Origin of the sequence: Frankia sp. Mgl5, assembly GCF_023242985.1 — a bacterium.
GTDB classification, from domain to species: Bacteria; Actinomycetota; Actinomycetes; order Frankiales; family Frankiaceae; genus Parafrankia; species Parafrankia soli.
This window is the reverse complement of record NZ_JALKFY010000606.1, coordinates 75,630-101,143: the sequence shown is the minus strand read 5'-3', so window position 1 is coordinate 101,143 and position 25,514 is coordinate 75,630. Positions and strand designations below refer to the sequence as shown.

Genomic DNA, 25,514 nt, shown 5'->3' with positions numbered 1-25,514 from the left:
GGGGCGGGCGGGGGGGCCCCCCCCCGGGCGGGCGCGGGGCCCCGCCCCCGGCCCCGCGGCCGCTCGGGACGGCTCCGGCTGATACAGGTCCGGACGGGCGGCGCCGGCGTCTACCGCACTCCCCCGCTCGGGGGCCTGCCGCGGCGCCGGACCGGTCGACCCCGGCGGGCGCGTCGGGGCACGGCCGGCGCCGGCGCGCGGCACCAGGGCACCGCGGACGGAGGTCGAGTCCCGGCGGGCACCCCCACCGCCCGGACCGCCCGGACCGCCCGGGCTGGCCGGGCCGCTCGGGCCGTCCGCCGACGGGTAGCCGCCCGTGGCGGGGCCGGGCGGCGGGTACGGGCCGGTCGCGGGGCCCGGGCCGCCCGGAGGATAGGGCGCGCCACCGCCCGCGGCCGGGCGGGCACCGGGACCGGGACCGGGACCGGGACCGGGACCGGGACCGGGACCGGGCGGCGGCGAGTACTGGCCTCCCGCCGGGCCTGCCGGCGGGTAGGGACCGCCGCCGGGGCCGGGGCCGTAGGCGCGCCCGGGGTCGGCGGCCGGCGGGTATCCCGGCTGCTGGTAGGCGCCGCCCGGCTGGGGGCCGTCGGGATATCCCGCGGGCGGGCCGCCCTGGTGGTGCGGCACGCCCTGGTGGGAACCGTTGGCGCGGGGATCGTTCCGGTACTGCTGTTGCTGGTCCGGACCGTCCCAGTAGCCGTCCGGCCCCGGGTCGTCCGGTGCGCCGGGCGGCCGTTCCCGGTAGCCGGGCCCAGCCGGATCCCGAGGGTCACCTCTCCACGCACCGTCCGTCACCAGACAACCTCCGATTCCGGGCCATGCAGGGAATACCCAGCGGATACCGGTGTATCACGCCGTTGCGGAAGTATTGCGCGAGCCCCCTTGACATTCAGTCCACCTCGTGACCCATTTCCCGACCTGTCGGGGGAAGTCGGCCGGCCGGAGTTCGCCGGCCCCAGCTCATCGCGCTGCCGGCCGCCGCCACCGCCGTTAGTGTCCTCGCCATCACCGACGGCCGACGTCGCCGGCCGTCGCGGACGGCACCGGCGGTCGCGGCACCCGGCCCGATGGTGTGGCGGGTGGGAACCACCACGAACCACCCGATCGGGCGGTCACACGCTCGGCACGGCATCGCGGGGAAGTCGACGTCCGGGGGGATGCATGAAGGGCTTCAAAGAGTTCCTGCTGCGGGGGAACGTCGTCGACCTCGCGGTCGCCGTCGTGATCGGCACCGCCTTCACCGCGGTGGTCACGTCGCTGGTCGCGAACCTCTTCACCCCGCTCATCGCCGCGATCATCGGGAAGCCGGACTTCGCACAGCTCACCTTCACGATCAACAACAGCGTCTTCTACTACGGTCGATTCCTGAACAGCCTCATCGCGTTCCTCTCGATCGCCGCGGTGATCTACTTTGTCGTGGTCGCACCGGTCAGCAGGATCAATGAGCGGCGACGGCGCGGCCAGACGTCCCCGTTGGACGATCCGACGCTCACGGACGAGCCCCGGCTGCTGACCGAGATCCGGGACCTGCTGGTGGCCGGGCGACGGTGAACGACACCGACACCAGCACCCGGCGCTGGCACTGGCACACCGGGGGACGAGGCAGGCGCCGCGGGTGCGGAGGCCGGCCACGGTCAGCAGCCAGGCGGAGTGCCCGGCGGAGCCGGCACCACGACCAGTCCAGCGCCGTGACCAGCCCAGGAGCGCGCCGGCCCGGCCGCCCTGCGCGCGGGCCCGGCACCAGAGCCGGGGCCGCGGGCCGGGGCCACAACGGATGCCATTTCCAAGCTCGGGCAGGATGTCCTGGAGCGGACACCCTTCGCGGCGCCGACTAAGCGGAACGTAGGTTGGAATTCAGGAATCGCTCAGGGTCCCGGGGGAAAGTGCTTACCATGACTACCACGCACGACGCCCGGTCCCCTTGGGCTCCGCCCGACGACGTGCCGGAGCGGACCAGGGCCGAGGCGAACAGTTCGGAGGGGTCGGTGGACCCGCGGTCGAATCCCGTCGAACACCAGCAGTACCCCGGCACGCCGCCGGCCGGCGGCCCGCCGCCCGGGCCCGGCCCGAGCCGTCCTGACCAGACCGGCGGTTTTCCGGCGGGCCCCCCGCCGGCGCCGCACCCGGCCGGGCCGGCGCCCGGCACGGGCGCGCCCGGTGGGCCCTACGAGCCGGGCCCGCAGCAGGGCCCCCGGCCTACCGCGCCCTACGCCCAGACCTCCGGCTGGGCCGACCCCCGCTCCACCGCCGGCGCTGGTGACAGCACGCAACGGGTCGACCAGGGCGGCCCGGCCACCGGCCAGGGCCAGCAGCAGTCCGGTGCGTGGTGGAACCCCGGGCATCCCGGCTGGGGCGCCCCGGTGCCGCCCGGAGCGGCTCCCGGCGGTCAGGCACCCGGCGGTCAGGCGCCCGGGTCGCCGGGCGGCTCCGACCCCTACGGGCGGTTCACCCCCGCGAAGCCGAACCCGGCGCCCATGCGCCGGCGTCGGATGATCGCGGCCGCGCTGGCGATCGCGCTCGTGTCGGGCGGCATCGGCGGCGGCGTCGGCGCACTCGTCGCCAGCGACAACTCCCCCGCGGTGGTGACCTCCTCCGCCGGCCTGCGGCAGTCGACCGGCACGGCCGGCGTCTCCCCGGCCGCGGACAACACGGTCGCCGCGGCCGCGCAGACGATCCTGCCCAGTGTCGTGACGATCGCCGAACAGTCCAGCCAGGAGTCGGGCACCGGCTCCGGGACGATCATCCGAGCGGACGGCTACATCCTCACGAACAACCACGTGGTGTCCGGCGCCTCGCAGGGCGGCACCCTCACGGTCACGATGCAGGACGGCCGGACCTTCGACGCGCAGGTCAAGGCGACCGACCCGAGCTCCGACCTCGCTGTGGTCAAGATCGACGCTACCGGCCTGCCCGCCGCCACGTTCGGGGACTCCGACGCACTGCAGGTCGGCGAGCTCGTCGTCGCCGTCGGCAGCCCCCTGGGCCTCAACGGGACGGTCACCTCCGGCATCGTCAGCTCGCTGCACCGGCCCGTCCGCACCGGCGACGCGACCGTGCGGGACCAGCAGAACACCGTCCTGGACGCGATCCAGACCGACGCGCCCATCAATCCCGGCAACTCGGGTGGGCCGCTGGTGAACAGCAAGGGCGAGATCATCGGCGTGAACACCGCAATCGCGACGGTCGGCGGCAGTTCACCCTTTGGTGGTGGTCAGCAGTCCGGAAACATCGGGGTTGGTTTCGCGATTCCGGGCAACTACGCGGAGAAGGTCGCCGGCCAGCTCGTCGACAACGGCGCAGCGCAGCACCCCTATCTGGGTGTGAGTGCCTCCACCGCTGACGAGAACACCCGGTCGACGGCCGCGAGTGGGACGGGCGCGCAGATCCGCTCCCTGGTCAGCGGAGGCCCGGCGGACAAAGCGGGCCTACACGTAGGTGACGTCATCACCAAAGTGGGGGATCGCGCCGTCACCGACGTGGATTCGCTGATCGCCGCCGTCCGGTCCTACGAGATCGGCAACCAGGTGCAGGTCACCTACCAGCGCGACGGCTCCAGCCAGACCGCGACGGTCACGCTGCTCGAACAACCGCCCAATTCCTGATCACCACACTGACGATGGTTCTCGGGAATACCAGGCGGTTTCTTCACCAGTCGCCTGGACCGGTCCGGCCCCGGCGATGCCGGAGCGGATACGTCGAAGCTGCCTTCATATAAGGTGGTCAGCGCGCCCGACGAAGTGGGATACGACACCACGATCAGCGTCAAGCTGACCGTGGTGTCGAGCTGGCGACAAAAGATCTTCCCAGTGTTCACCCCAACGGGATGACGCACCTCCTACTATTGACCTCGCCTGACCGGTGACCAGGCCGGCACCACAATGGTTGGGAGCCTGGTCCCGATGCCGAGGTCAGGAACGCCGTCACGGGGAGATGCTGAGCGGATGAACGACGACGCGGACCTGGTGGCGCGGGTTCGGCGCGGCGATCGTCAGGCTTTCGATGACCTGTACAACCGCTACGCCGACGACGTCTTCTCGATGTGCCTGCTGATCCTCGGCGACCCGACGGTCGCGCGGGCGGCCGCCGGCACCGCGTTCGCCCTCGTGGCGAGGACGAGGCTCAACCCGCTCTCGGACCCGACCCGACTGCGCCCCTGGCTGCTGGAGCTCGCCCGCGGCAGCGCGCTGGCCTGGTCGGGCTCCCCGCAGGCGCGCAGCGTTCCCGTCCCGCACGGCGTCTCACCCGAGGAGCTGCTCGACGGCGCCGTGGTGCCCGCGCCGGCCAGCCTGCGGGCCGGTCTGGAGCGCACCTTCGACCGCGCGGCCGTCGCCGCCGAAGCCGCCGCGGCGGCTTCGAGCCGCCGAGCCGCCGAGCGCGCCGGCTCCGAGTTCGCGGGCGTCGCGCCTGCCGGAGTCGACGACCTGGCCGCCGCCGCGGGCCTGGCTGCTGGCGGGGTGCCGGGTCATCCCGGTGCCGCCGCCCCGAGCCGCCCGGCCGTCCCGGCCTTCACCGCCTCGGCCTTCCCGACCCAGGACCGTCGCGGTCCGGCACCGGTCGCGGACGGTCGCCCCGCGGGCGGCTACGCCCCTGAGGACGCCGTAACCGTCATCTCGCCGTCCACCGGGCAGTTGCGCACGCAGCGCCAGGACGACCAGCATGAGCAGACCATGGCACCGGCCGGCGCCGGCGCCCAGGACCGGTACGGGAACGTCCTCCCGCTGATCCCCGTGGACCGCGCCTACCCGGGTGACGCCGCGGGGTCCGGCGGGTTCGCCGACTTCCGGGCCCGGCCCGCGATCGCCGTGGCCGCCGCCCTGGTCGTCGCCGTCGCCGGGCTCACCGCCGTCATCTCCTGGCCCGCGGGCGAGGCCGCGCTGGTCGCCGACGGCGGCCCCGGCATCGTCGCGATCGCCCCCTCGGCGCCACCCGGCCCCCTGCCGACGATCGCCCGGCCGCCGGTCGCGTCCGAGGCGCCCTCGCCCACTGTGGTGCCGACCGTCGCGGGCGCCTACACGAGCCGTCCCGGTGTATCCCGCCCCGGTCAGGTCGTCCGCGAGGTCGACACCGGCCAGCGCGGCGCCGACCAGCCCGCCGCACCGCCCGCGCCGGCCCCGAGCACACCGCCGCCGCCCACCACGAACGCGCCCGCGCCGCCGGCGACGACCCCACCGACGACGCCCGCGACGACCGGCCCCACCACGACCACCGGCCCGACCACGCCGCCCCCGGCCACCACGGCACCCCCGACCACGGGCACCCCGACGACGCCGCCGGACGGCCCGGCTCCCACGACGCCGCCGCCGGCGACGACCTCCGAGCCCGCCCCGCCCCCGAGCACCGCTCCGGCCCCGGCGCCGCCGACCAGTGAGGCACCGGCCCCGGCGACGACCGCACCGGGACCGGCCGGCGACCAGCGCCTCCCATCGGGCACCCAGGACGTGCAGAGCCCGGTCCCGGTCTGATGCCGAGTCGGAAGTAGCTCAACCGAAGCGCGTTGCCTCAGCCAGTCCATACGCGGTCGAGGCAACGGAGCGGGCGGAGTTCAGCGGACGTCGTAGAAGACCGTCGTCACGTACTGGTCGAAGTCGTTGACGCGCAGGGTGAAGCGGAGCTGCCACTGGCCGGGCAGGGGCACGCCCACCCCCTCGGCCACGGCGTGGCCGTCAGCGACCTCCACCAGCGGGACCTGTAGGGGGCCGACACCCGCCGAGGGCAGGCTCAGTTCCCCGCTGGCCTCGACCAGCCGCTGCGGCCGGCCCTGCGGGTCGTAGGTGTAGACGTGCATCGTCTGCGTGCCGGTGCGGGTGGGCGAGACGTTGATGTCCACGGTGAGCGGGCCGGCGACGGTGGTCCTGGCGAAGGGCGGGGCGTAGGAGTTCCGGCCCGGGATGGTGTTCACCAGGATCGCGGTGACCGCCAGGACCACGGCACCGATCAGGACCTCGAACAGCACGCCACGGCGCAGCCCGGTGAGGGCGATCGAGGTGACCTGTGGCCCCGGCTCGGGGTGGTAGTGCCGGAGCACCCAGCGCCTGGCGAGGAACCCCAGCCCGAGCACGCCGAGGACGAACCAGAGCTTGTAGAGGAGCAACCGGCCGTAGGTCGTGTCGAACAGCGCCCCGAACTCGCCGATCTCCCGCCAGGTCTGGAGGGCCCCGGTCAGGACGATCACGGCGATCGCGATCGTCGCCGTCCTCGACCAACGTGGCAGGACATGGGCCAGTTCGACCGCGTGGGCGGGCGGCACGGGCTCGCCTTCGAGGCTCGCGTCGCGGCCCACGCCGTCATCGCCAGTGTCATTGCCGGTGCCGGTGCCGTCGCTGCTGCCGTGGCGGTCGCCCGCGCCCTGCCCGGACCAGCCGAGCAGGGTCAGGCCGAGCACGCACAGCCCGCCCAGCCAGATCGCCATGGCCGCGGTGTGCAGGGACACGCTGGCCGTCGCCAGCCAGACCGTCTCCCCCGCGCTCGCGTGGCCGATCATCGCCATGGTCACCACAAGCGCCAGGCCGAGGCCGGCGAGCTCCACCAGTCCCCGGCGGCCGGCCCCGGACGGGTGGCGAACGCCGTCGTCGCCCGGTTCGGTCAGCTCCGGGTCGCGCAGCCGGCGCAGCAGCGGCACGGCCAGCAGCAGCGCCAGCACGCGGATCGCCAGGAGCTGGCCGTAACGGCCGTCCAGGGTGGTGGCCAGCGGGTCACCGCGGAAGATGCCGGAGATTCCGGACCCGGCCGTGTAGGGCCCTTGGAAGAGGAGCATCCCGACCGCGCCGACGAGGCTGAGCAGCCAGCCGGCCGCGATCAGCCGGACCGGGGCGGAACGGCGCGCCCCGGCGGGCCACAGGACGGCCACGAAGAAGGTGGCGCCGATCAGCAGCGCAGCCCCGGCGAACGCGATGAACCTCGCCGTGCCCAGGGCCACCCCGACCACCCGGGACCCGCCGCCGCCCGAGGGCAGGGCAGCCGCCGCGCCGGCGTCGGGCGGGCCTCCGACCCCGAACGCGAACGCGCCGCCGACCGGGTGGCTGTCCGCGGAGACGACTCGCCAGCTCACCACGTACGTGCCCTGGCCGAGCCCGGCGCGCAGGGCGACGGTCGCCTGCGACGCCGCCGCACCGGCGTGCGCGCCGCCTTCGTCGGCGCGGGCGCCGGCGGTGTCCAGGATCCGGATCGAATCGGACTTGACCGAGACGGACTCGCTGAACGTCAGGGTCACCCGGGCGGGAGCGGTGTCGAGGGCCGCTCCGCCCACCGGGTCGCTGCCGGTGAGCACCGCGTGCGCCGACGCGGGCAGCGCCATGCCCAGCACGGCGACGGCGGCGAGCGCGCAGACCGCCAGCACCCTGCGGGCGCCGACGTGGTGGCGGGAGGGCTCGCCGGCGCGCCGGCGGCCGGCGCCACGCTCCAAGCCCCTTCGTTCGGATCCGGTCATGATGTTCCGTTCCGGGTGATGTTCCGCCCAGGGCGGCCGGTGTCGGCGAGTGCGGGGTGCCTCCCACCGGCTGGTGGGAGGCACCCCGCGGGGTCAGGCCCGCCGGCGGGTCGTGATCAGCGCGAAGGCCCCGGCGGCCAGCCCGAGGACTCCCAGCACGAGCCCGGTGATCCCGAGCGCGCGCGCCGTGCCGTCCGACGTGGAGTCCGATTCCGTGGCGGCCGTGTACTCGATGCTGCCGCTGGTGCCGGCGGTGTCGTCGCCGTCACCGTCGTCGTCGTGGCCGGCCGCCGCGGCGGTGGTCAGCGTGACCGTCGGCGCCGGGTGTTCCGGCTCGGCGGCATCCGCCGCCGCGACATCGACCCAGCGGACGACCTCGCCGTCCGAGTAGGTCTGCAGGGTCTTGAAGACGACCTGGTCGCCCTTCTCCGGCAGCGGGCCGGCCGAGACGCTGAAGGTGTCGAACTCGCCCGGCTTGATGCCGCCGCCGTCCTGCGCCGTCCAGGTGATCCGGGTGACGATCTCGCTGACCTGGCTGCCGTGCACGGTGAGCGGCGCCGGCGGCGCGCCCTTGGTGACCTTGTACGTCCAGCCGGGCTTGGGCTGGACGGTGACCGACGCGATCGGCGCGTCGGTCGGGAACTGCACGTCGATCCCGGTGGTGGACGCCGTGTCGCTCTCGGTCGGCACCTTGAACGACAGGGTCGCGTAGCCGCCCGCGGCTGCCTCCGCCGGTGACACGGTGACGTGCGCGGACGCCGGCACGGCGAGCGCGATGGTGCCCGCCGCGGCGGCGAGCGCGCACAGGACCCCACGGCGGAGCCGGGCTGTGCGGATGGTGCGGGACATCGGAGTCCTCCTCGAAGGCCGGTCGGGCCTTCCGTTGGTGATCGGATTTGCTGACCCGAGCACCGGGGTCGTCTCGGCACGGCCGGCGGCGCCGACGCGAAGCGGCGGGCGCGGGCCCAGGCGGCACCGCCGAGGACAGCACCGCCGAGGACAGCACCGCCAAGGACGGCGACGCCAGGACACGGCAGCGTCACGACGGCCGCATCGCAGGCCGCATCGTCGCGAGTGGCGCGAACCTTCCGGACGCGTGCGTGCCGGCTTCCACCGTGCGCTGTCAGAGCGCCGGTCGGAGACTCGACCCCGGTCGACGGGTCGGCGGCCCGCGCCGTGCGGCGTCGGTTCCGAGCAGGAGGACATGAGCGTGCCACCGGATCCCCGGACCGGCCCCGCCGCCGGCGACCCGCCCCGGCATCGAGGTCACCGGCGCGGCGGCGACCCGCGGCCGCGCCGCCGCGGCGAGCGGCACGATCCGCCCCGCGGCGCGCAGCCGGGCGAGCACGCTGGACGTCATCCGCGCCACGGCGGTGACGGCGCGTTCCACCGCCAACCGCAGCGCCGCGGTGGACCACAGGCGCCGCTCGCATCGGTGCAGCAGCACGGCCACGCACGACGCGGCGCAGGCATGCCCGGCAACCATCGACCCGCCGGGAAACAGGGAGGCCGCCAGGTGCTCACCGACCCCGGGCCCCACCACCGCGACCGCGGTCGGTGCCGAGCCGGCTCCGCCTGCTCCGGGGGGGTGGTGCGTCGCGAGAACGAAGGCGGTGTGCAGCGTGGCCTGCGCGGCCAGGACGGCCCCGAGGATCTGCCCCAGCGCGCGTTCCCGGTCGGCGAGGCCGTAGGCGACCCGGGTGAGAAGCCCGGCGCCGGCCGCGACCAGCAGGGCGGGCGGGCGTTCCCCGCCCGCGGCGACGTGCGCCGCGAGCGCCAGGCAGGCCGAAGAGACACCGAAGACGGCCGCTCTCGCGAGCCTGCTCGTCCCCGGCGTACCTGTCACAGTCAGCAAGCCTGCCACGCGGGGACGTAACTGGCGCCAAGGACCACATTCCTTGTCACGGGACGGACACCCCGGACACCCCCGGTACCTCCGGCGCCCCGGATGAAACGGACATCTCGGGCTGGCGCCGCAATGTCAGCCACACCGCGAGCCCCAGCCCCGCACCAGCGCCCAGCGTCACCGCGGTGACCACCCGGACCACGAGCACCGGGCCGACCACTGGCGTGCCCGAGCGGACGAACACCCCGAGATCGGGCAGGCCGCCGAGGACGGCGATCAGCAGCCCGGCGCTCACCGCCAGGTAGAGCCCCGTCGGCGAGCGCCGGACGATGAGGACCGCGCCGGCCAGGGCGCCCGCCCACACGGCGATCTGCACGGCGTTGCCCCAGACGAAGGCGTCGAGGCGGCCGTCCGCGTTCGCCGCCGCGACCAGGGCGGAGTGCGTCGCGTCGACCGCGACGAGACCTGCCAGCACGGCCGCGAGCGGCCACCGCGCCCGCCGGAGGAGACCCAGCGCGGCGGTGCCGGCCAGCACCGCGACCGTGCCCGCCGCCCATGGCAGCGGCGACGGGCCGGGGATCCACTCGAGCGTTCCCGTGTAGACGGCCTGCCGCCCATTCGCCGTCAGCGGGACGGACCAGTCCTGGATCCGGTGCCGCTGGTCCGGCGCCGCGCGCACCACGGGCGGGTCCGCCGACCCCATCCAGTGGACCCGGTGGTCGTGCCAGAACGCCTCGACGCGGCCGCCCTGCGCCGCGGAGACCCGCACCCAGTCCGGCGGGGCCGACGGGTCGACCACGGCGGCCGGGCCGGGGTCGTCGCCGGTGCGGCTGGCGTTGAGGTACGTGGCCGAGGAACGCCGGTTCTCCCACACTCCGCGGGTGTCGAGGCGTAGGTAGGGTTCCTTCTCGTATCCCTCGACAAGGATGGGAAAGCCCGCCGTGGCCACCAGCCGCACCCGGTTCCCGTTCTCGACGACACTCAGCCGCACACCGGGTACGGCCGGGTCCCCGGTGAGCGTGGTGTGGTAGTTCGTCGGGCCGGCCCCGCCGACGGTGTGCGCGGACGCCGGGCGGGCGAGCGCGACCAGCCACAGCGCACCGACCAGGAACGCGAGAAGGGCCGCACCCGCGCCCCGGGCCAGGGCGGGCATGAGGCGCGCCGTCCGGGAGGTGGTCCGAGGGGTGATCCGAGCACTGACCATGACGGTCTGAGCGTACGGTCGCGCGGAACATGGCGAGACGGTTTCACCCGGCTCCGACAGTTTCGGCCCACTGACAGTTTCGGCCCACACCGGCGGTTTCGGGGATGGAAGGTTGAGCACGGGCATGGACGCCAGCAGCGAGGCGGGCACGACCGCGAGCCCCGCCGTGGGCCGCGTCGTCCGGCTCTTCCGGTACCCGTTGAAGGGGATGACACCCGAGGCGCTCCCGGAGGTGCCGCTCCATCCGGGCGACAGCGTCCCCGGTGACCGCATGTTCGCGCTCGCCCGCCCGGACACGATGTTCGACGAGGAAGACCCCGAGGTCCTGCCCAAGACCCGTTTCGTCATGCTCCAGAAGGACGAGGCGCTCGCGCGGATCCGCAGCTCGTTCGACCCGGCGTCCGGGATGCTGACCTTCGGCCTGCTCGCGCAGGCGGCACACACCGGCGACGTGCCTGGTGACGGGCCCAGCGACGGGCCCGGTGGCGGCCCCGCTGCCAGGCCCGGCGACGGGCTCGTCGACGTGCGCCGGGTCGATCTGAACACCCCGGCCGGACGCGCCGAGTTGGAGGACTACGTCCTCGCGGTGCTCGGGCCCCGGCTCGGCGGCCGCCCGCGGCTCGTCGCCGCCCGCGGGCGGCACCGCTTCACCGACACGGGTGCCAGCGGGGACACGTTCATGCACGCCGTCTCGGTGATCAATCTCGCCTCCGTCCGGGATCTCGCGGAGCGGGTCGGCGAGCCCGTCGACCCGCTGCGGTTCCGGGCGAACGTCTACATCGACGGGATCGCACCGTGGGCGGAGCTCGGCTGGGCCGGCCTGGAGCTCGGCCTCGGCGCCGCCCGCGCGCGCGTGCTCGCACGGACGCCACGCTGCGCGGCGACGACCGTCAATCCCGAGACGGGGATCCGTGACATCCGGATACTCAAGGAACTCTCCAGCAACTACGGGCATACCGACTGCGGGGTCTACGTCACCATGCTGACCGAGGCGATCCTGCGCCCGGGCGACCCGCTCACGCCGCCGGACGGACGCGAGGAGGATGTGCTGTGCGGGTCGTGATCGCGGAGGACTCCGTGCTGCTGCGCGAGGGAATCCGCCGCCTGCTGACCGACGCCGGCTGCGAGGTGGTCGCGACGGTCGGGGACGGCCCCGGCCTGGTCACCGCGATCGTCGAGCACCGGCCCGACGTCTCGGTGGTGGACGTGCGCATGCCGCCGTCGCACCGCGACGAGGGGCTGCGCGCCGCGATCTCCGCGCGGGACAAGGTGCCCGGTACGCCGGTGCTCGTCCTGAGCCAGTACGTGGAGAAGCAGTACGCCAGCGAGCTGCTCGCCGACGGCGCGGGCGCGGTCGGCTACCTCCTCAAGGACCGGGTCGCGGACGTCCGCGAGTTCGTCGAGGCGGTGCGGCGGGTCGCCGCCGGCGGGACGGTGATGGATCCCGAGGTGGTCGCGCAGCTGCTGGTGCGCAGCCGCCGCAACGATCCGATGGCCACGCTCACCCCGCGCGAGCGCGAGGTGCTGGGACTGATGGCCGAGGGCCGGTCGAACACGGCCATCGCCGCGGCGCTCGTGGTGAGCGCCGGCGCGGTGGAGAAGCACATCTCTAACGTCTTCGCCAAGCTGGGGCTGGAGTCCTCCGGGACGGACCACCGCCGGGTCCTCGCCGTCCTCACCTACCTCCGGGAGTCCTGACCTCCGGGAGTACCCACCTCCGGAGTCCTGACCGGACCTGCCGCGGGAATCCCACCGAGGCCCATCTCGGGAAATGCTGACCGGCGTCCATTTCGGATGTCCGGAAACCGCCGAACGGGCCGCCGACGGCCCGCGTTCGGTGACCTCTACTTTGGGTGGCCCAGTCCCTTGTGTGCCGGGTCACGCACCCGAGATGTTGGTGGAGGTCGCCATGACGGTCAGCGCGTCCCCGGAGCCCGGGACGATCCCGGCGCGACCGGCGCATCCCCTCGAACCGCTGTCGGCCGCCGAGATCGGCCGGGCCACCGCGATCCTGCGGGCGAGCGAGAAGCTCGGGCCGGAGTTTCGTTTCGTTTCCATCGAACTGAACGAGCCACCAAAAGCCGCCCTGGTGTCGCGCGAGGCCGAGCGGGACGTCGGCGACGAGCTGGCCGCGCCGGACCGGCAGGCGTTCTGCGTCCTGCACGAGCGCGGGGCGCGGCTGACCCACGAGGCCGTCGTGTCGCTGTCCGCCGGGACGGTGGTGGAGATGTACGCGGTCCCCGGCGTGCAGGCGGCGATGATGATGGAGGAGTTCCTGGCCTGCGAGGACGTCGTCCGGGCCGACCCGGACTGGCAGGCGGCGATGCGCAGGCGCGGGGTCACCGACTTCTCCCTCGCGATGATCGACCCGTGGTCCGCGGGCTACACCGGGCGTGAGGACGACCCTGCCCGGCGGCGCATCGCGCGCCCGGTGACGTTCGTCCGCTCCGGGCCCGGCGAGAACGGCTACGCCCGGCCCGCGGAGGGACTGCAGGTCGTCGTCGACCTCGATGCGATGGCCGTCGTCGACGTGACCGACCACGGCCAGGGCCCGGACGGCCCCGTGCCGCTGCCGCCGCGCCCCGGCAACTACGCACCGGCGCTGATGACGGCCGCCCCGGAGAACGTCCCCGCGTTCGACCGGCTGCGCGACGACCTGCGCCCGATCGAGGTCACCCAACCGCGCGGCGCCGGCTTCACCGTGGACGGGTACGCCGTCCAGTGGCAGAAGTGGGACCTGCGCATCGGTTTCACCCCGCGCGAGGGCCTCATCCTGCACCAGGTCGCGTACACCGACCGGGGCCGGCGGCGGCCGATCCTGCAGCGCGCGTCGGTGTCGGAGATGTTCGTCCCGTACGGCGACCCGGCGCCGACGCACCGGGTGAAGAACGTCTTCGACATGGGCGAGTACGGGGTCGGGGTGACGGCCAACTCGCTGCGGCTCGGCTGCGACTGCCTCGGCGACATCCGGTACTTCGACGGGGTCGTGAACGACTCCGACGGCAACCCGGTGACGATCCCGAACGCGGTGTGCCTGCACGAGGAGGACACCGGAATCGCCTGGAAGCACACCGACTTCCGGACCGGCCAGGTCGAGGTCCGGCGGATGCGCCGGCTGGTGATCTCGATGATCTGCACGGTCGGCAACTACGAGTACGGCTACTTCTGGTACCTCTACCTGGACGGCACCATCGAGTTCGAGGTCAAGCTGACCGGGGTCGTCTCCACCGGGGCGGTGCGGCCGGGCGAGTCGCCGTCGCACGGGGTGCTCGTGGCGCCCGGTCTGTACGGGCCGCATCACCAGCACTTCTTCAACGTGCGCCTGGACCTGGAGCTCGACGGCGGCCCGAACTCGGTGCACGAGATCGACTCGGTGCCCGACCCGATCGGCCCGGACAACCCGACGGGCGTCGCCTGGCGGACCCAGGACACGCTGCTGGACTCGGAGCGCCACGCCCAGCGCAGGGTCGACCCGTCCGTCGCGCGGTTCTGGCGGATCACCAACCCGCGCGTCGCGGGCCCGCTCGGCCGCCCGGTGGCCTACCGGCTCGTCCCGGGTCACACGGCGCCGCTGCTGGCGCATCCCGACTCGCACCAGGCGGCGCGCGGGCGGTTCGCGTCCCGCAACCTGTGGGTGACCGCGCACGACGAGCGGGAGCGGTACGCCGCCGGCCGCTACCCGAACCAGAACGCGGGTAACGAGGGCCTGCCGCAGTACGCGGCCGCGGACCGGCCGGTCGCCGACACCGACATCGTCGTCTGGTACAGCTTCGGGGCGCACCACGTCGTGCGCCCGGAGGACTGGCCGGTGATGCCGGTCAGCCGAATCGGCTTCGAGCTGCGCCCGGACGGCTTCTTCGACGGCAACCCGGCCCTCGACCTGCCCCCGTCCGGGCACGTCGGTGGGGCCGCGGACGGGCCCGGTCGTGCTGTTTAGCCGGGGCGTCGGCGGGCGCGCACGCGACACGCCCCGGCCGGAAGGGACGGCTTGCCCCGGAACGGGGGTAGCTGCCCTAGGCTCCCGGAGTTGTGAGTCCCGTTCTCGCCACGAACCGGGCCGGGAACCTCGTCCGTGCTCTGATCACGATCGCCCTGCTGACCCTGATCATGCGTACGGCCTACCTGCTCTGGGTCTTCCACACGCCGGCCTGGACGTCACGCCCCCACGACATCCACTACTGCGGTGGATGGTACGAGCGCCAGGAGACGGCGGATGTCTCCGGGGCCCAGGCACGCAAGCTCGCCGGCGGGCGGCTCAAGCAGGTCATGCGCTCCCCCGTGCTGCGGCCCATCGCGGCCCACCGGTCGGGGTCGGCGTGCCCGCGCTACGTCTTCGCCAAGGTCGGCGAGGACACCTACGTGACCTACGAGATCACCAACGACTGAGCCGGGGGCCCGTACCCGCCGCCACCAGTCGCCGGACCTGGAGCGCGGGAAGCGCCCGGCCCGGCGTCACTGGTGGCTGAGCCTGCCCGCCGGCCGTGCCGCGGTGTGCACGTGCACCCGGGCGTGGATGGACGTCCGCTGCGCCAGCGCCGCGCGCACGGCGCGGTGCAGGCCGTCCTCCAGGTAGAGCGCCCCGCCCCACTCCACGACGTGGGGGAACAGGTCGCCGTAGAACGTCGAGTCCTCGTCCAGCAGGACGTCGAGCGCCAGCACCCGTTTCGTCGTGATGAGCTGGTCGAGCCGCACCTGCCGCGGCGGGATGGCGGCCCAGTCCCGCTGGCCAAGACCATGATCGGGGTACGGGCGACCGTCACCGACCAACTTGAAGATCACCGGCACCTCCTTCTCGAGGGGCGAGACACTGCCCGACCACGACAGCCTAGAATCCTCCGCCCGCGAACCGGATCGCGGTGCCCTTCCGGGACCGCGTTGCGCGGACATTGGGAATCGCGACCAGTGTTGATCTGAGACAGGGGACCACAACCGGACGAAAGGCTTGACCATCGGGCTCTCGACGACTTAAGTAAGCCTTACCTGATGACAGGAGGAGGCCCGGTGACGAGTCCAAGCTCGGACGTCGACATGCCCGTGCTGGCCGAGCAGGCGAGGACCATCCTCGCCGGCGGCCGCTGCGCGCTGCTCACGCTGCCCTGCGCCCACGTTCGGGGCTGGGTCGGACTCATCGACGACGGCGGCGAGCCCCTGCTGCTCGTGGGCGCCGACAGCCCGCCCGCGCGGTGCGCGGACTCCGGCCGCCGCGCACGCGTCGACGTGCCCGGCCACAACGGGGAGCGCCTGGTCCTCGCGGGGGTGCTGGCCTCGGCGGCGGAGACCGCCGACGAGCTCGTCCAACGCCTGGGCAACCTGGGGCGCAGCATCACGGTGGCCTCCGGCGACATCTCCGATCTGCGTGTCCTCTCCGTGGCCGTGGACGAGGTGCTCATCTGCCTGCCCGGCCGCGCCGAAGCGCCGGCCGGCGCCACCCGGGCACCGGTCGCCGGCCGGACAGTCGCCGGCCGGACAGCCGCCGGCTCCGTGCCGGTCGCGACCGAGCTCGCGGCAGGCACCGAAGCCGCACACGCCGAGCTGGCCGCGGGCACGGAACTGGCTACCGGCACGGAAGCGGCGGGTGCCGAACCGGCGGCGGGCACGGAGGTCGTGGAGGCTCCGGCCCCGCGGCGGTCCCGGGTCACCCGCCGGGCGCGGGGCGCGCGACGCGACGCGGCGGCACGCCCCGGCGGCCGCTGGTCGTCGCTCGGGCCGGCCCGCCGCGTCGAGCTCACCTCGTACGCCCTCGCCGAGCCCGACCTCGTGACGGCCTACGCCCCGGACCTGATCGAGCACCTCAACAAGGCCCACGCCGCCCAGATGCGCCAGCTCGCCGCGCGCGGCGTCACGGCGGCCGGGAGCATCTGCGCCGACGAGGTGATCGGCGCGTCGGTGACCTCGCTCGACCGGGCCGGCCTGGACATGTGGCGGATCGGCCCCGACGGCGCCGACGCCGTCCGGGTGCTGTTCCGGTCGCCGCTGGCCGAACCTCGCTCGCTCGGGCTCGAGCTGCGCCTACTGCTGGAAGAGGCGGAGCACGGGACCGAATGAGCGGCCAGAACAGGCCGGAACCCCCCGCGGACGGACCCGGCCCCGCCCCGGCGGTGCTGGCCGAGAGCGCAGCGCGCCCGCTCTCGCCGTTCGACCCACGGGTGGCGGACTGGGCGCGGGCGGTGTCCATCCCGGCTCCCAGGCCGGCCGGGCGGGCGGGGATCATAATCGGCATCGCACGACCCTGACCCTCCCGCCCGGAGGTCCGATGCCCCACCTGCCCCACCTGCCCCGGCTCACCCCAGCGACGACGCCCGTCCCGGAGATGCCACCCGCTCCGGCGACGACGCTGGATCCGAGTAAGCGCCCGCGGAGTGCGTCCGCCCTGCTCGCCAGCTGTCTGCTGGTCGGTTGCCTGGTCGTCCAGGGCTGCTCGGGCTCCGATGACAGCGCGGCGCCCCCGTCCACCCCGGCGAGCGGCACACCGGGCGCGAGCCAGCAGCCGACCGCCTCCACCGCCCCGCCGGCGGGAACGCCGACCGCGAGCCGCACCACCCGGATCCAGGGAGCGGACGGGGACGTCGAGGTCGGCTTCGTCGGGCTGCGGGTCGACGGCCAACTCGCCCGCCTCGATCTGCTCTTCACACCGCGCTACGCCAAGGACCCGGGCACCGGCATCACGCTCTACGACATGGCCGGCCGGCGCGACGTCGCTGTCACCCTGGTCGACTCCGTGAACCTGCGCCGCTACACCGTCGTGCGGGACTCTGCCGGAGTGGCGCTGGGCGCCGCCTCGGGAACCACCCGGACCCGCAACAACGTGCCCGTGACCGGCTCGTTCACCTTCGCCGCACCGCCCACCGACGTGACCACCGTGGACGTCTACCTCAACGACCGGGTGATCGTCGACGACGCCGCGATCACGCGTTGAGCGCGCTCCCGCGGCCCCCCGCCGCGACAGCGACAGCGACGGCGCCGGTGACCGCGATCGCAGGCCGGGCCGCCCGGCTGGCGCTGGTCACCGCGGCGCTGTGGGTGCTCGCCGGGGCGGAGAGCCGGGGGGCCCTCGGCGCCACGAGCGCACCACCGCCCCCGGCCGATGTGGCAGCCGAGGAGATCACCCGTTCGGTGCGCCCGCTCGACGCCGCCGGCTCGGTCCTCACCATCGACCCGGCGGACTCCGTGCTCCCGCTGGTCACCGAGGAACGGTCCGGCGACCGGGTCACCGTCACGATCAGCGCGGATGTCCTGTTCGCCTTCGACTCCGACGATCTGACCGAGGCCGCGCGCACGGAGATCGCCACGCTCGCGGGCCGGGTCGGCCCCGCCACCAGGACGGTCACGGTTCTCGGCCACACCGACAGCCTCGGCACCCCGGCCTACAACGTGATCCTCTCGCAGCGCCGGGCCAACGCGGTCGCGGATCTGCTCCGCCCAGCCGTACCGAGCGGCACGCGCGTCTCGGCCACGGGCCGCGGCGGAGCCGACCCCGTCGCGCCGAACACCCGGCCCGACGGGTCCGACGACGCCGCCGGGCGCGCGCTGAACAGGCGGGTCCAGATCAGCTTCCTGGCCAGCTGACCTCCGCGGGCGCCATTCGTCTGGACCATGCCGGTTCGATTTGACATCCGCATCGACAACCGTTTTCATTTTCCTCATGTCGCCCCTGCCCCTCCGGCCCGCCGCCGGACACCCGTCGGACCAGGCCTCGCGCCCCCGGTCGCTGCCGGTGGCGCGTCCCGCCGCCGCTCTGCTCACCGCGGCCGCGCTCGCCGCCGCGCTGGCGGCCTGCGGCGGCTCGGGTGAGGGCTCCGGCGGCGGCGCGGGCGGCTCGGCGCCGCGGGTGGTCGCGACGACCACCTACGCGGCGGATTTCGCCCGCGTCATCGGCGGTGACGGCATCGAGGTCAGGCAGATCCTGCGGCCGGGCGTCGATCCGCACGACTACGAGCCTTCGCCGGCCGATCTCGAGGCGATCGGCTCCGCGGACGTCCTGATCGAGAACGGTGTCGACCTGGAGAGCTGGCTCGACGACGCGATCTCGGCCAGCGGCTTCGACGGCGTCGAGGTCGTGATGGCCGACGGGGTCACCGTCCGGAGTGAGCCCGGAGGGGGCACGGACCACGCCGACGAGGGTGCGCGTGAGGACGAGCACGCCGGGGGCGACCCGCACATCTGGCACGACCCGCGCAACGCGAAGATCATGGTCACGAACGTCGAGAAGGGGCTCGCGGCGGCCGATCCGGAGAGCTCCGCCACGTACCGCGCCAACCTCGCCGGCTACACGACCAAGCTGGACGAGCTCGACCGGGAGAACCAGCAGAAGATCGACACCATCCCGGCGGACCGGCGCAAGCTGGTCACCAACCACGACTCGTTCGGCTACTACGTGGACCGGTACGGCCTGGAGTTCGTCGGGTCGATCATCCCGAGCTTCGACACGTCCGCCGAGCTCTCCGGCCGGGCGATCGACGACATCGTCAGCCGGATCAGGGCGTCCCGCGTCGTGGCGGTGTTCTCCGAGTCATCCCTGCCGCCGCGGACGGCGCAGACCATCGGCCGCGAGGCAGGCGTCCGCGTCGTCGCCGGTGAGGGTGCCCTCTACGCCGACACGCTGGGCCCGGCGGGGTCTGATGGTGCCACCTACCTCGAAGCCGAACGGCACAACACGGATACCATCGTCGACGCCCTCCGGTGAGACAGGACCCACAGCCAGGATCTACAGGATGGACCGGTGGTCGATCATGACCGGTAACGCTCAGGCACCGTGCCTGACCGCGCCGGACGGGCCGGACGGAGCCCCGTCGCCCGTGGCGATACCGACGACCGCGGCGCCGGTGGCGGCAGTGGCGACAGCGCTGGCGGCCGACGCGATCGCGCTCCCCGACCAGGTCGGCGCCGCGATTCCGGGTACGGCGATTCCGGGTACGGCCGCGGGCGAGAGCGGCGGCCAGGCCGGGGCCGCTCCCGCCGCGCTGTCGCTGGAGCACGCGAGCATCGCCTACGGCAGGGTGCCGGTGCTGCACGGCGTGCACGGCGTCCTCCACCCGGGCCGGACGCTGGCTCTCATCGGGCCCAACGGCGCGGGCAAGTCAACGCTGATCAAGGCCGTGCTCGGCCTGGTGCCCGTGGTCGACGGGCTGATCACGGTGCTCGGACGTCCCCCGGGCGCCGCCCGCCGAGAGGTCGCCTACGTGCCACAGGCGGACACGCTCGACCCGGACTTCCCGATCTCGGTCGGCCAGGTCGTGCTGATGGGCCGCTACCGCGGGATCGGCTGGATCCGCCGGCCGGGCCGCGCCGACCGGGCGGCGGCGCAGGCCGCGCTGGAGGCCGTCGGGCTGGCCCACCGGGCCCGGGACCGCTTCGGCACGCTCTCCGGAGGGCAGCGCCAGCGGGTGCTGCTGGCCCGCGCCATCGCCGCCCAGCCCCGCCTGCTGCTGCTCGACGAGCCGTTCAACGGCGTGGACGTCGTCTCGCAGGACGCCCTGCTCGCCGCGCTCAGTACGCTGACCGCCGCCGGCACGGCCGTCGTCGTCTCCACCCACGACCTGGCCCTGGCGCAGCTCATCAGCGACGAGGTGTGCCTGCTGAGCGGGCGTCAGATCACGTTCGGGCCACCCGCCGAGGCGCTCACCGCGGAGCCCCTGCGGGCCGCCTACGGCGGCGCCGCGCTGGAGATCGACGGCCGGGGCGTCGTCGTGACCCGTTCGTGACCGGGCCGTGAGCACGCCCGGCGATCTCCTGATCGCGCCGTTCGAGCGGCCGTTCATGTACCGGGCGCTGCTCGAGGTGCTGCTGCTCGGGACGCTGAGCGCCGTGGTCGGGGTCCTCGTCCTGCTGCGCCGGCTGGCCTTCCTCACCGACGCGCTCACCCACGCCGTCTTCCCGGGCGTCGTGATCGGTTTTCTGATCGCCGGTGACTCCGGCATCGTGCCGGGCGCGCTGCTCGTCGCCGTCGCGGCCGCCGCCGGGTTCACCGCGCTGGTCTCCACCCGGCGGGTCACCGAGGACGCGGCCATGGCGATGCTGCTCACCGGCTGTTTCGCCGTCGGTGTCGTGCTGGTCTCGCGCCGGGAGTCCTACACCTCGGATCTCACCGCCTTCCTGTTCGGACGTCTGCTGACCGTCGACTCCACCGACATCACCGTGACCGCCGTGACCGCCGCTGTGGCCCTCGCGGTGCTCGCGCTGATCCACAAGGAGCTGCTGCTGCGGGCGTTCGACCCGGAGGGGGCGCGCGCGGCCGGATACCCGGTGTGGCTGTTGGACCTCGTCCTCAACCTGGTGATCGCGCTCGTCGTCGTCGCCGCCGTCCGCGCCGTCGGGACGGTGCTGGTCATCGCCCTGATCGTGATCCCGGCGGCGGCGGCCCGGCTGCTCAGCGACCGGCTGGTGGTCATCGTGCTGGCCTCGATCGGGCTCGGGGTCCTCGGCGGCTGGCTCGGCCTGGTCGCCAGCTACGAGGCGTCCGTGCGCCACGAGATCCGGCTCGCCGCCGGCGCGACGGTCGTCCTGGCACTGGTCGCGATCTACGCGCTGGCTCTCCTCGTCGCCATGCTGCCGCGCCGGTCACGGGGCGCTCGTTCCCGTGAGCGCCGGCAGCGGCGGCCCGCCTCGTCGCGGGGGGCGGCCTGATGGCGCTGCTCGACTCGCTGGGCGACGGCTACACCCGGCGGGCCCTCCTCGAGGTGCTGATCGTCGGGACACTGTGCGGCGCCGTCGGCGTGCACGTCGTGCTGCGCCGGCTCAGCTTCCTCACCATGGCGATGACCCACGCGACCTTCCCGGGCGTCGTGATCGCCTCCCTGATCGGGATGAACCTCGTCCTGGGCGCCGGGCTGTTCGGCGTGCTGGTGGTGAGCGCGGTCGCCCTGCTCACCGGCGCCCCGGGGCACTCGGCCGGCACCGGTCCGGGTGGCGCGGGCCCGGGTGGCACGGGGCGGGCGGGCACCGGCGGGCGGGACGTGAGCACCGTGACCGGCGTCGTCCTCTCCGGCGGGTTCGCGCTCGGCGTCGCGCTGATGTCCGCCCGCGACGGGTCGAACCGTGATCTGAGCGCCTTCCTGGTGGGCTCCGTGCTGACAGTCCAGGAGAGCGATCTGGTCGTCAGCGGTGTGACGGCCGTCGTGGTGCTCGCCGCGCTCGTGGCGCTGCGCAAGGAACTGCTGCTCGGGGCGTTCGACCCCACCGCGCTCACCGCGGCCGGGTACCCGTCCAGATGGCTCGGGCTCGTCCTGCTGCTGCTCGTGGAGGCCGCGGTCGTCACCTCACTGCCCGCGGTGGGCACGATCATGGCCGTCGCGCTGGTCGTCGGGCCGGCCGCCACCGCCCGGCTGTGGTGCTCGCGCACGTCGACGATGACCGCGGTCTCGATCGCGGTGGCCGTGGTCTGCGGTGTGGTCGGGCTCGCCGTCAGCGAGCAGTGGGACGTCGCCGCCGGCGGGGCGATCGTGCTGACCCTCGCCACTGCCCTCGTGCTCTCCCTCGCCCTGGCGCCCCGGGGCGGGCTGTCCGGAGCGCCGGCGGCGCGGATCGCCGCGGCCACCCACCGCGGGTGAGCCCACGCCCACGGCACACGGGGGCGGGAAATCCAGTCGACACGGCATCTACCCTGGGCACTATGGAGTTCGCCCAGTCCGACAAGCTCGCCGACGTCTGCTACGACGTCCGAGGTCCCATCCTCGACGAGGCGACCCGGCTGGAGGCCGCAGGCCAGCGCATCCTGAAGCTGAACATCGGCAACCCCGCCCCGTTCGGCTTCTCCGCGCCGCCTTCGGTGCTCGCCGCCGTGGTCGAGAACCTCGCGGCAGCACAGGGCTACAGCGACTCCAAGGGCCTGCTCCCCGCCCGTGAGGCCGTCGTGCGCTACACGGCCGGCAAGGGAATGACCAGCGTCATGCCCGACGACGTCTACCTCGGCAACGGCGTCTCCGAGCTGATCATGATGTCGCTGCAGGCGCTGCTGAACAACGGCGACGAGGTACTCCTCCCCGCCCCCGACTACCCGCTGTGGACGGCGGTGGTCAGCCTCACCGGCGGGCGGCCCGTGCACTACCTGTGCGACGAGTCCGCGGGCTGGAATCCCGACCTCGACGACATCATCCGCAAGATCACCCCACGTACCCGCGCCATCGTGATCATCAACCCGAACAACCCGACCGGGGCCGTCTACGACCGGCCGGTGCTCGAGGAGCTCATCGAGGTCGCCCGCCGGCACAACCTGATGCTGTTCTCCGACGAGATCTACGACCGCATCCTCTACGACGGCGCGGAGCACCACTCGCCCGCGGCGCTCGCCCCCGACCTGTTCTGCGTGACGTTCAACGGGCTGTCGAAGGCCTACCGCCTGGCGGGCTTCCGCTCCGGGTGGATGACCCTCTCCGGGCCCCGCCAGCACGCGTCGAGCTACATCGAGGGCCTGAACATCCTGGCGAACATGCGCCTGTGCGCGAACGTGCCCGGCCAGTTCGCGCTCCAGGCCGCGCTCGCCGAGGGCGGCGGCGCCGGCGATCTCGTCCTGCCCGGCGGCCGGCTGCTCGAGCAGCGCGACACGGTGGTGAAGCTGCTCAACGACATCCCCGGGGTGTCGTGTGTGCCCCCGCGCGGCGCGCTGTACGCGTTCCCCCGCATCGATCCCGAGGTCTACCCGATCGACGACGACGAGAGCTTCGTGCTCGACCTGCTGCGGGCCGAGCGGATCCTGCTGGTGCAGGGCACCGGGTTCAACTGGCCGCGGCCCGACCATGTCCGGCTGGTGACCTTGCCGTGCGTCGACGACCTGACCGACGCGGTCGGTCGGATCGACCGGTTCCTGACCGCCTACGCTCGGACCTGAGCGCCTCGTCCGGATTTGCCGGGCGGCGCCGCACAGGCGATGTCCACAAGGGACGGGTGCCCTGTGGACAGAACCTGTGGACAACCGGGTGGAGGACACGCGTGTGCTGGCCGAGCCGGCCGGTGGAACCGACCGACCAGCCGGCCGAACCGCCTTCGCTGGACACACGTGAAACAACCGGGCCGCGAGGCGCGGTGGACGTGCTGGCGGTGGTCGTGGTCAGCCTGCTGGCGGTCGCGGTCCAGGCGGTGCTGTGGGAGCGCTTCCGCCAGCCGCTCTGGTACGACGAGCTGTGGCGCCCGCACTTCGTCGCCGAGCCGCCGGGGACCTTCTGGTCGGAGCTCTCGGTGGCGAACACGCCGTCCGCGATCGGCTCGATGGGTCTGCTCCGGGTGTGCGGCGACGTGTTCGGGTGGCATGCCTGGGCCCTGCGGCTACCCTCCGCCGTTCCCCTCGTCGCGCTCGCCGCGGGCACCTGGCTGCTGGCCCGCCGGCTGACCGGACGCACAGCGGCGTTCACGGCGGCGCTGACGGTCACGCTCGGCGGCACCGTCGTGGACCTCGCGTCCCAGGTCAAGCCGTACACCCTCGACGCGGCCTGCGCGCTGGCCGTGGTCATGCTCTGGATGCGCGCCGCTTCCACCACCCGCGCGCTGCTGTGGAGCCGGTTCGCCGTCGGCGTCCTCGCACTGTTCTCCCTGCCCGCGGTCTTCCTCATCGTCCCGCTGACCGTCGTGGACGTCGCCCGGCCGCTGCGCGGCGCCTATGGCTGGGCTGGCCGCCGCACGGCCGCCCGCCCAGCTGCTCGCAGGGCCTTCCGTCCGACCGTTCGCGCGGCCTTCCGTCCACCTGCTCGCACGGCCGTTCGCGCCGCGCTGTGCGACGCCCCCGCCGTCGTGATCGCGGGGCTGCACGCGGCGCTGTTCGTGTTGCACCAGTCCGGCCAGCGGGCGAGCACGTTCTGGGACGACCACTTCCTGGCCGGGCGCGGACTGCCCGACGGGATCCGTTTCGTCGCCGACCAGCTCGCGGCGACCGCGGCCGGCGCGCCCCCGGGCATCGACCGCTATGACCCGAACCTGGTTCACCCGCTGACCGACTCGTCCGACCCGGCAGTGATCGCGCTTGGCTGTGCCGTCGCGATCACGTTCCTGGCCGGAGTGGTCACGCTCGCCCGGCGCCCGGATGGCCGGGTGCTGCTGGTCGCGACCGGCGGCGCCGAGCTGATGGTGCTGGCGGCGAGCGCCGGGCGGTACTGGCCGTTCGGCGCCGTGCGGACGAATGTCTTCCTCGTCCCGCTGCTCACCGTGGTCGCGGCCGCCGGAGCCGCCACGCTGGCCCGCACCGCCCGCGTCGCGTGGGCGGGAGCCGGGATCACCGGCCGCCCCGGGGACGGTCCTTCCGGTGGCGATCCCGCCGGCGGTCGCGCGGCCGGTGGCCGCCCGGCCGGCTGGCGGCGCACGGCGGCGGGCCTGCTGGCAGCGGTGACGGCGGTGACCGTCCTCGCCGCGGCCGCGGTGCCCGCCGCCGCGGTCAGCGCCCTGCACCCGCTGTGGGAGGAACGCGGCGACCGCCGTCCGATCGACCTGATGGTGGACGCGACCGTCACCGCCCGCCGGCTCTACCGGCCCGGCGACCTGGTCGTCGTAGGCGGCCGGCTCGCCCGCGCGGGTTGGCTGTACGGGATGGAGGTAAGCCAGGATGGCGCCTCCAACGACCGGACACCCGGCCAGGACGCACCCGCCGCGAACACAGCCGGTCAGGGCCCGACCCGTCAGGATGCGCCCGGTCGGGAACGTCCCGGCGGGCCGGGCGCGGATGTGGTGACCGGGCCGGTGGGACCACGGGTGCCGCGCTCCTCGACCGTGTTCCTGACCGCGATCGGAGATGGCGGCGTCGGGCGGGCACTCACCCGGCGCGCACCGGGCCCGGAGGGGCGGGTGCTGCTGTTCGTCCTCGCCTACGACCGCCGGGGCACGGGCCACGCGCTCGACGAGGCACGGGCCGCGGGCTGGTGCCCCGCCTGGACACACGACTTCGAGCTCACCGGCACGCTGCGCGTCCTCACCCCGTGCGGGCACCGAGCCGACAACGCGGGCTGAGCACACCTACCGAGCCCGGACCCGCCCGGCCGTGCCGCACGGCCTTCGGAGCCGGCGCGCCTCTGTCTCTTTTACACATCACCGAGCCCACCAGACGGACTCCGCGCTGG

Annotated in this window: 21 protein-coding genes and 1 pseudogene; 16 read left to right on the top strand and 6 right to left on the bottom strand. The window is 74.0% G+C overall.

Annotated features, from left to right (window positions below; translation table 11 throughout):
- Positions 1–798: pseudogene (locus MXD62_RS12060) on the bottom strand (hypothetical protein); the annotation flags it as partial.
- Positions 799–1,164: 366 nt separating this feature from the next.
- Between MXD62_RS12060 and mscL the strand changes: the two are divergent.
- The 3 genes from mscL to MXD62_RS12045 all read left to right on the top strand — a co-directional run bounded on the left by mscL (position 1,165) and on the right by MXD62_RS12045 (position 5,465).
- The gene (gene mscL / locus MXD62_RS12055) at positions 1,165–1,554 is read left to right on the top strand and encodes a large conductance mechanosensitive channel protein MscL (RefSeq protein WP_248829364.1); all 390 of its coding nucleotides are present in this window, start codon (positions 1,165–1,167) and stop codon (positions 1,552–1,554) included.
- A gap of 341 nt (positions 1,555–1,895) precedes the next feature.
- Positions 1,896–3,605, top strand: a complete 1,710-nt coding sequence (locus MXD62_RS12050; protein ID WP_248829363.1) for a S1C family serine protease — start codon at positions 1,896–1,898, stop codon at positions 3,603–3,605.
- Positions 3,606–3,944: 339 nt separating this feature from the next.
- Positions 3,945–5,465, top strand: coding sequence for an RNA polymerase sigma factor (locus MXD62_RS12045; protein WP_248829362.1), 1,521 nt, complete (start codon positions 3,945–3,947; stop codon positions 5,463–5,465).
- 80 nt (positions 5,466–5,545) lie between these two features.
- On the opposite strand, the gene MXD62_RS12040 is transcribed toward MXD62_RS12045, so the two are convergent.
- The 4 genes from MXD62_RS12040 to MXD62_RS12025 form a co-directional block, all read right to left on the bottom strand.
- Positions 5,546–7,429: a copper resistance protein CopC gene (locus MXD62_RS12040; RefSeq protein WP_248829361.1), complete on the bottom strand. Its 1,884-nt coding sequence runs from the start codon at positions 7,427–7,429 to the stop codon at positions 5,546–5,548.
- 93 nt (positions 7,430–7,522) lie between these two features.
- Complete coding sequence (locus tag MXD62_RS12035; RefSeq protein WP_248829360.1) at positions 7,523–8,278, bottom strand: YcnI family protein; 756 nt, start codon at positions 8,276–8,278, stop codon at positions 7,523–7,525.
- 274 nt (positions 8,279–8,552) lie between these two features.
- On the bottom strand, positions 8,553–9,275 hold the full coding sequence (locus MXD62_RS12030; RefSeq protein ID WP_248829359.1) for a hypothetical protein: 723 nt from the start codon (positions 9,273–9,275) through the stop codon (positions 8,553–8,555).
- A gap of 55 nt (positions 9,276–9,330) precedes the next feature.
- Positions 9,331–10,428, bottom strand: coding sequence for a hypothetical protein (locus MXD62_RS12025; RefSeq protein WP_248829358.1), 1,098 nt, complete (start codon positions 10,426–10,428; stop codon positions 9,331–9,333).
- A gap of 175 nt (positions 10,429–10,603) precedes the next feature.
- Between MXD62_RS12025 and MXD62_RS12020 the strand changes: the two genes are divergently transcribed.
- From MXD62_RS12020 to MXD62_RS12005, 4 genes are all read left to right on the top strand, one after another.
- A complete protein-coding gene (locus tag MXD62_RS12020) occupies positions 10,604–11,542 on the top strand; it encodes an MOSC domain-containing protein (RefSeq protein ID WP_248829357.1) in 939 nt (312 codons plus the stop codon).
- Complete coding sequence (locus MXD62_RS12015; RefSeq protein ID WP_018504007.1) at positions 11,530–12,177, top strand: response regulator transcription factor; 648 nt, start codon at positions 11,530–11,532, stop codon at positions 12,175–12,177. Before MXD62_RS12020 ends, MXD62_RS12015 begins: the two co-directional genes overlap by 13 nt.
- Positions 12,178–12,388: 211 nt before the next feature.
- A complete protein-coding gene (locus MXD62_RS12010; protein ID WP_248829356.1) occupies positions 12,389–14,416 on the top strand; it encodes a primary-amine oxidase in 2,028 nt (675 codons plus the stop codon).
- A gap of 92 nt (positions 14,417–14,508) precedes the next feature.
- Positions 14,509–14,865: a hypothetical protein gene (locus MXD62_RS12005; protein WP_248829355.1), complete on the top strand. Its 357-nt coding sequence runs from the start codon at positions 14,509–14,511 to the stop codon at positions 14,863–14,865.
- A gap of 66 nt (positions 14,866–14,931) precedes the next feature.
- On the opposite strand, the gene MXD62_RS12000 is transcribed toward MXD62_RS12005, so the two are convergent.
- Positions 14,932–15,258 carry a type II toxin-antitoxin system VapB family antitoxin gene (locus MXD62_RS12000; RefSeq protein WP_041255185.1) on the bottom strand — a complete coding sequence of 109 codons (327 nt, stop codon included), beginning with the start codon at positions 15,256–15,258 and terminating at the stop codon, positions 14,932–14,934.
- A 222-nt stretch (positions 15,259–15,480) separates the two neighbouring features.
- Here MXD62_RS12000 and MXD62_RS11995 point away from each other — a divergent pair, with 222 nt between their 5' ends.
- From MXD62_RS11995 to MXD62_RS11955, 9 genes are all read left to right on the top strand, one after another.
- Positions 15,481–16,524: a DUF2470 domain-containing protein gene (locus MXD62_RS11995; RefSeq protein ID WP_248829354.1), complete on the top strand. Its 1,044-nt coding sequence runs from the start codon at positions 15,481–15,483 to the stop codon at positions 16,522–16,524.
- A 208-nt stretch (positions 16,525–16,732) separates the two neighbouring features.
- Positions 16,733–17,395: a hypothetical protein gene (locus tag MXD62_RS11990; RefSeq protein ID WP_248829353.1), complete on the top strand. Its 663-nt coding sequence runs from the start codon at positions 16,733–16,735 to the stop codon at positions 17,393–17,395.
- A gap of 47 nt (positions 17,396–17,442) precedes the next feature.
- Positions 17,443–18,045: an OmpA family protein gene (locus tag MXD62_RS11985; RefSeq protein WP_248829352.1), complete on the top strand. Its 603-nt coding sequence runs from the start codon at positions 17,443–17,445 to the stop codon at positions 18,043–18,045.
- Between the two features lie 76 nt (positions 18,046–18,121).
- Positions 18,122–19,162, top strand: coding sequence for a metal ABC transporter substrate-binding protein (locus MXD62_RS11980; protein WP_248829351.1), 1,041 nt, complete (start codon positions 18,122–18,124; stop codon positions 19,160–19,162).
- A 28-nt stretch (positions 19,163–19,190) separates the two neighbouring features.
- Positions 19,191–20,180: a metal ABC transporter ATP-binding protein gene (locus MXD62_RS11975; protein WP_248829350.1), complete on the top strand. Its 990-nt coding sequence runs from the start codon at positions 19,191–19,193 to the stop codon at positions 20,178–20,180.
- A 55-nt stretch (positions 20,181–20,235) separates the two neighbouring features.
- Complete coding sequence (locus tag MXD62_RS11970; protein ID WP_049796103.1) at positions 20,236–21,102, top strand: metal ABC transporter permease; 867 nt, start codon at positions 20,236–20,238, stop codon at positions 21,100–21,102.
- Positions 21,102–22,025 carry a metal ABC transporter permease gene (locus MXD62_RS11965; protein WP_248829349.1) on the top strand — a complete coding sequence of 308 codons (924 nt, stop codon included), beginning with the start codon at positions 21,102–21,104 and terminating at the stop codon, positions 22,023–22,025. The genes MXD62_RS11970 and MXD62_RS11965 overlap by 1 nt, the downstream gene beginning before the upstream one ends.
- Positions 22,026–22,087: 62 nt before the next feature.
- On the top strand, positions 22,088–23,302 hold the full coding sequence (locus MXD62_RS11960) for a pyridoxal phosphate-dependent aminotransferase (RefSeq protein ID WP_248829348.1): 1,215 nt from the start codon (positions 22,088–22,090) through the stop codon (positions 23,300–23,302).
- A 194-nt stretch (positions 23,303–23,496) separates the two neighbouring features.
- Positions 23,497–25,404 (top strand): glycosyltransferase family 39 protein, encoded by a 1,908-nt coding sequence (locus MXD62_RS11955; RefSeq protein ID WP_248829347.1) that lies wholly within the window; start codon positions 23,497–23,499, stop codon positions 25,402–25,404.
- The last annotated feature ends 110 nt before the right edge of the window (positions 25,405–25,514 follow it).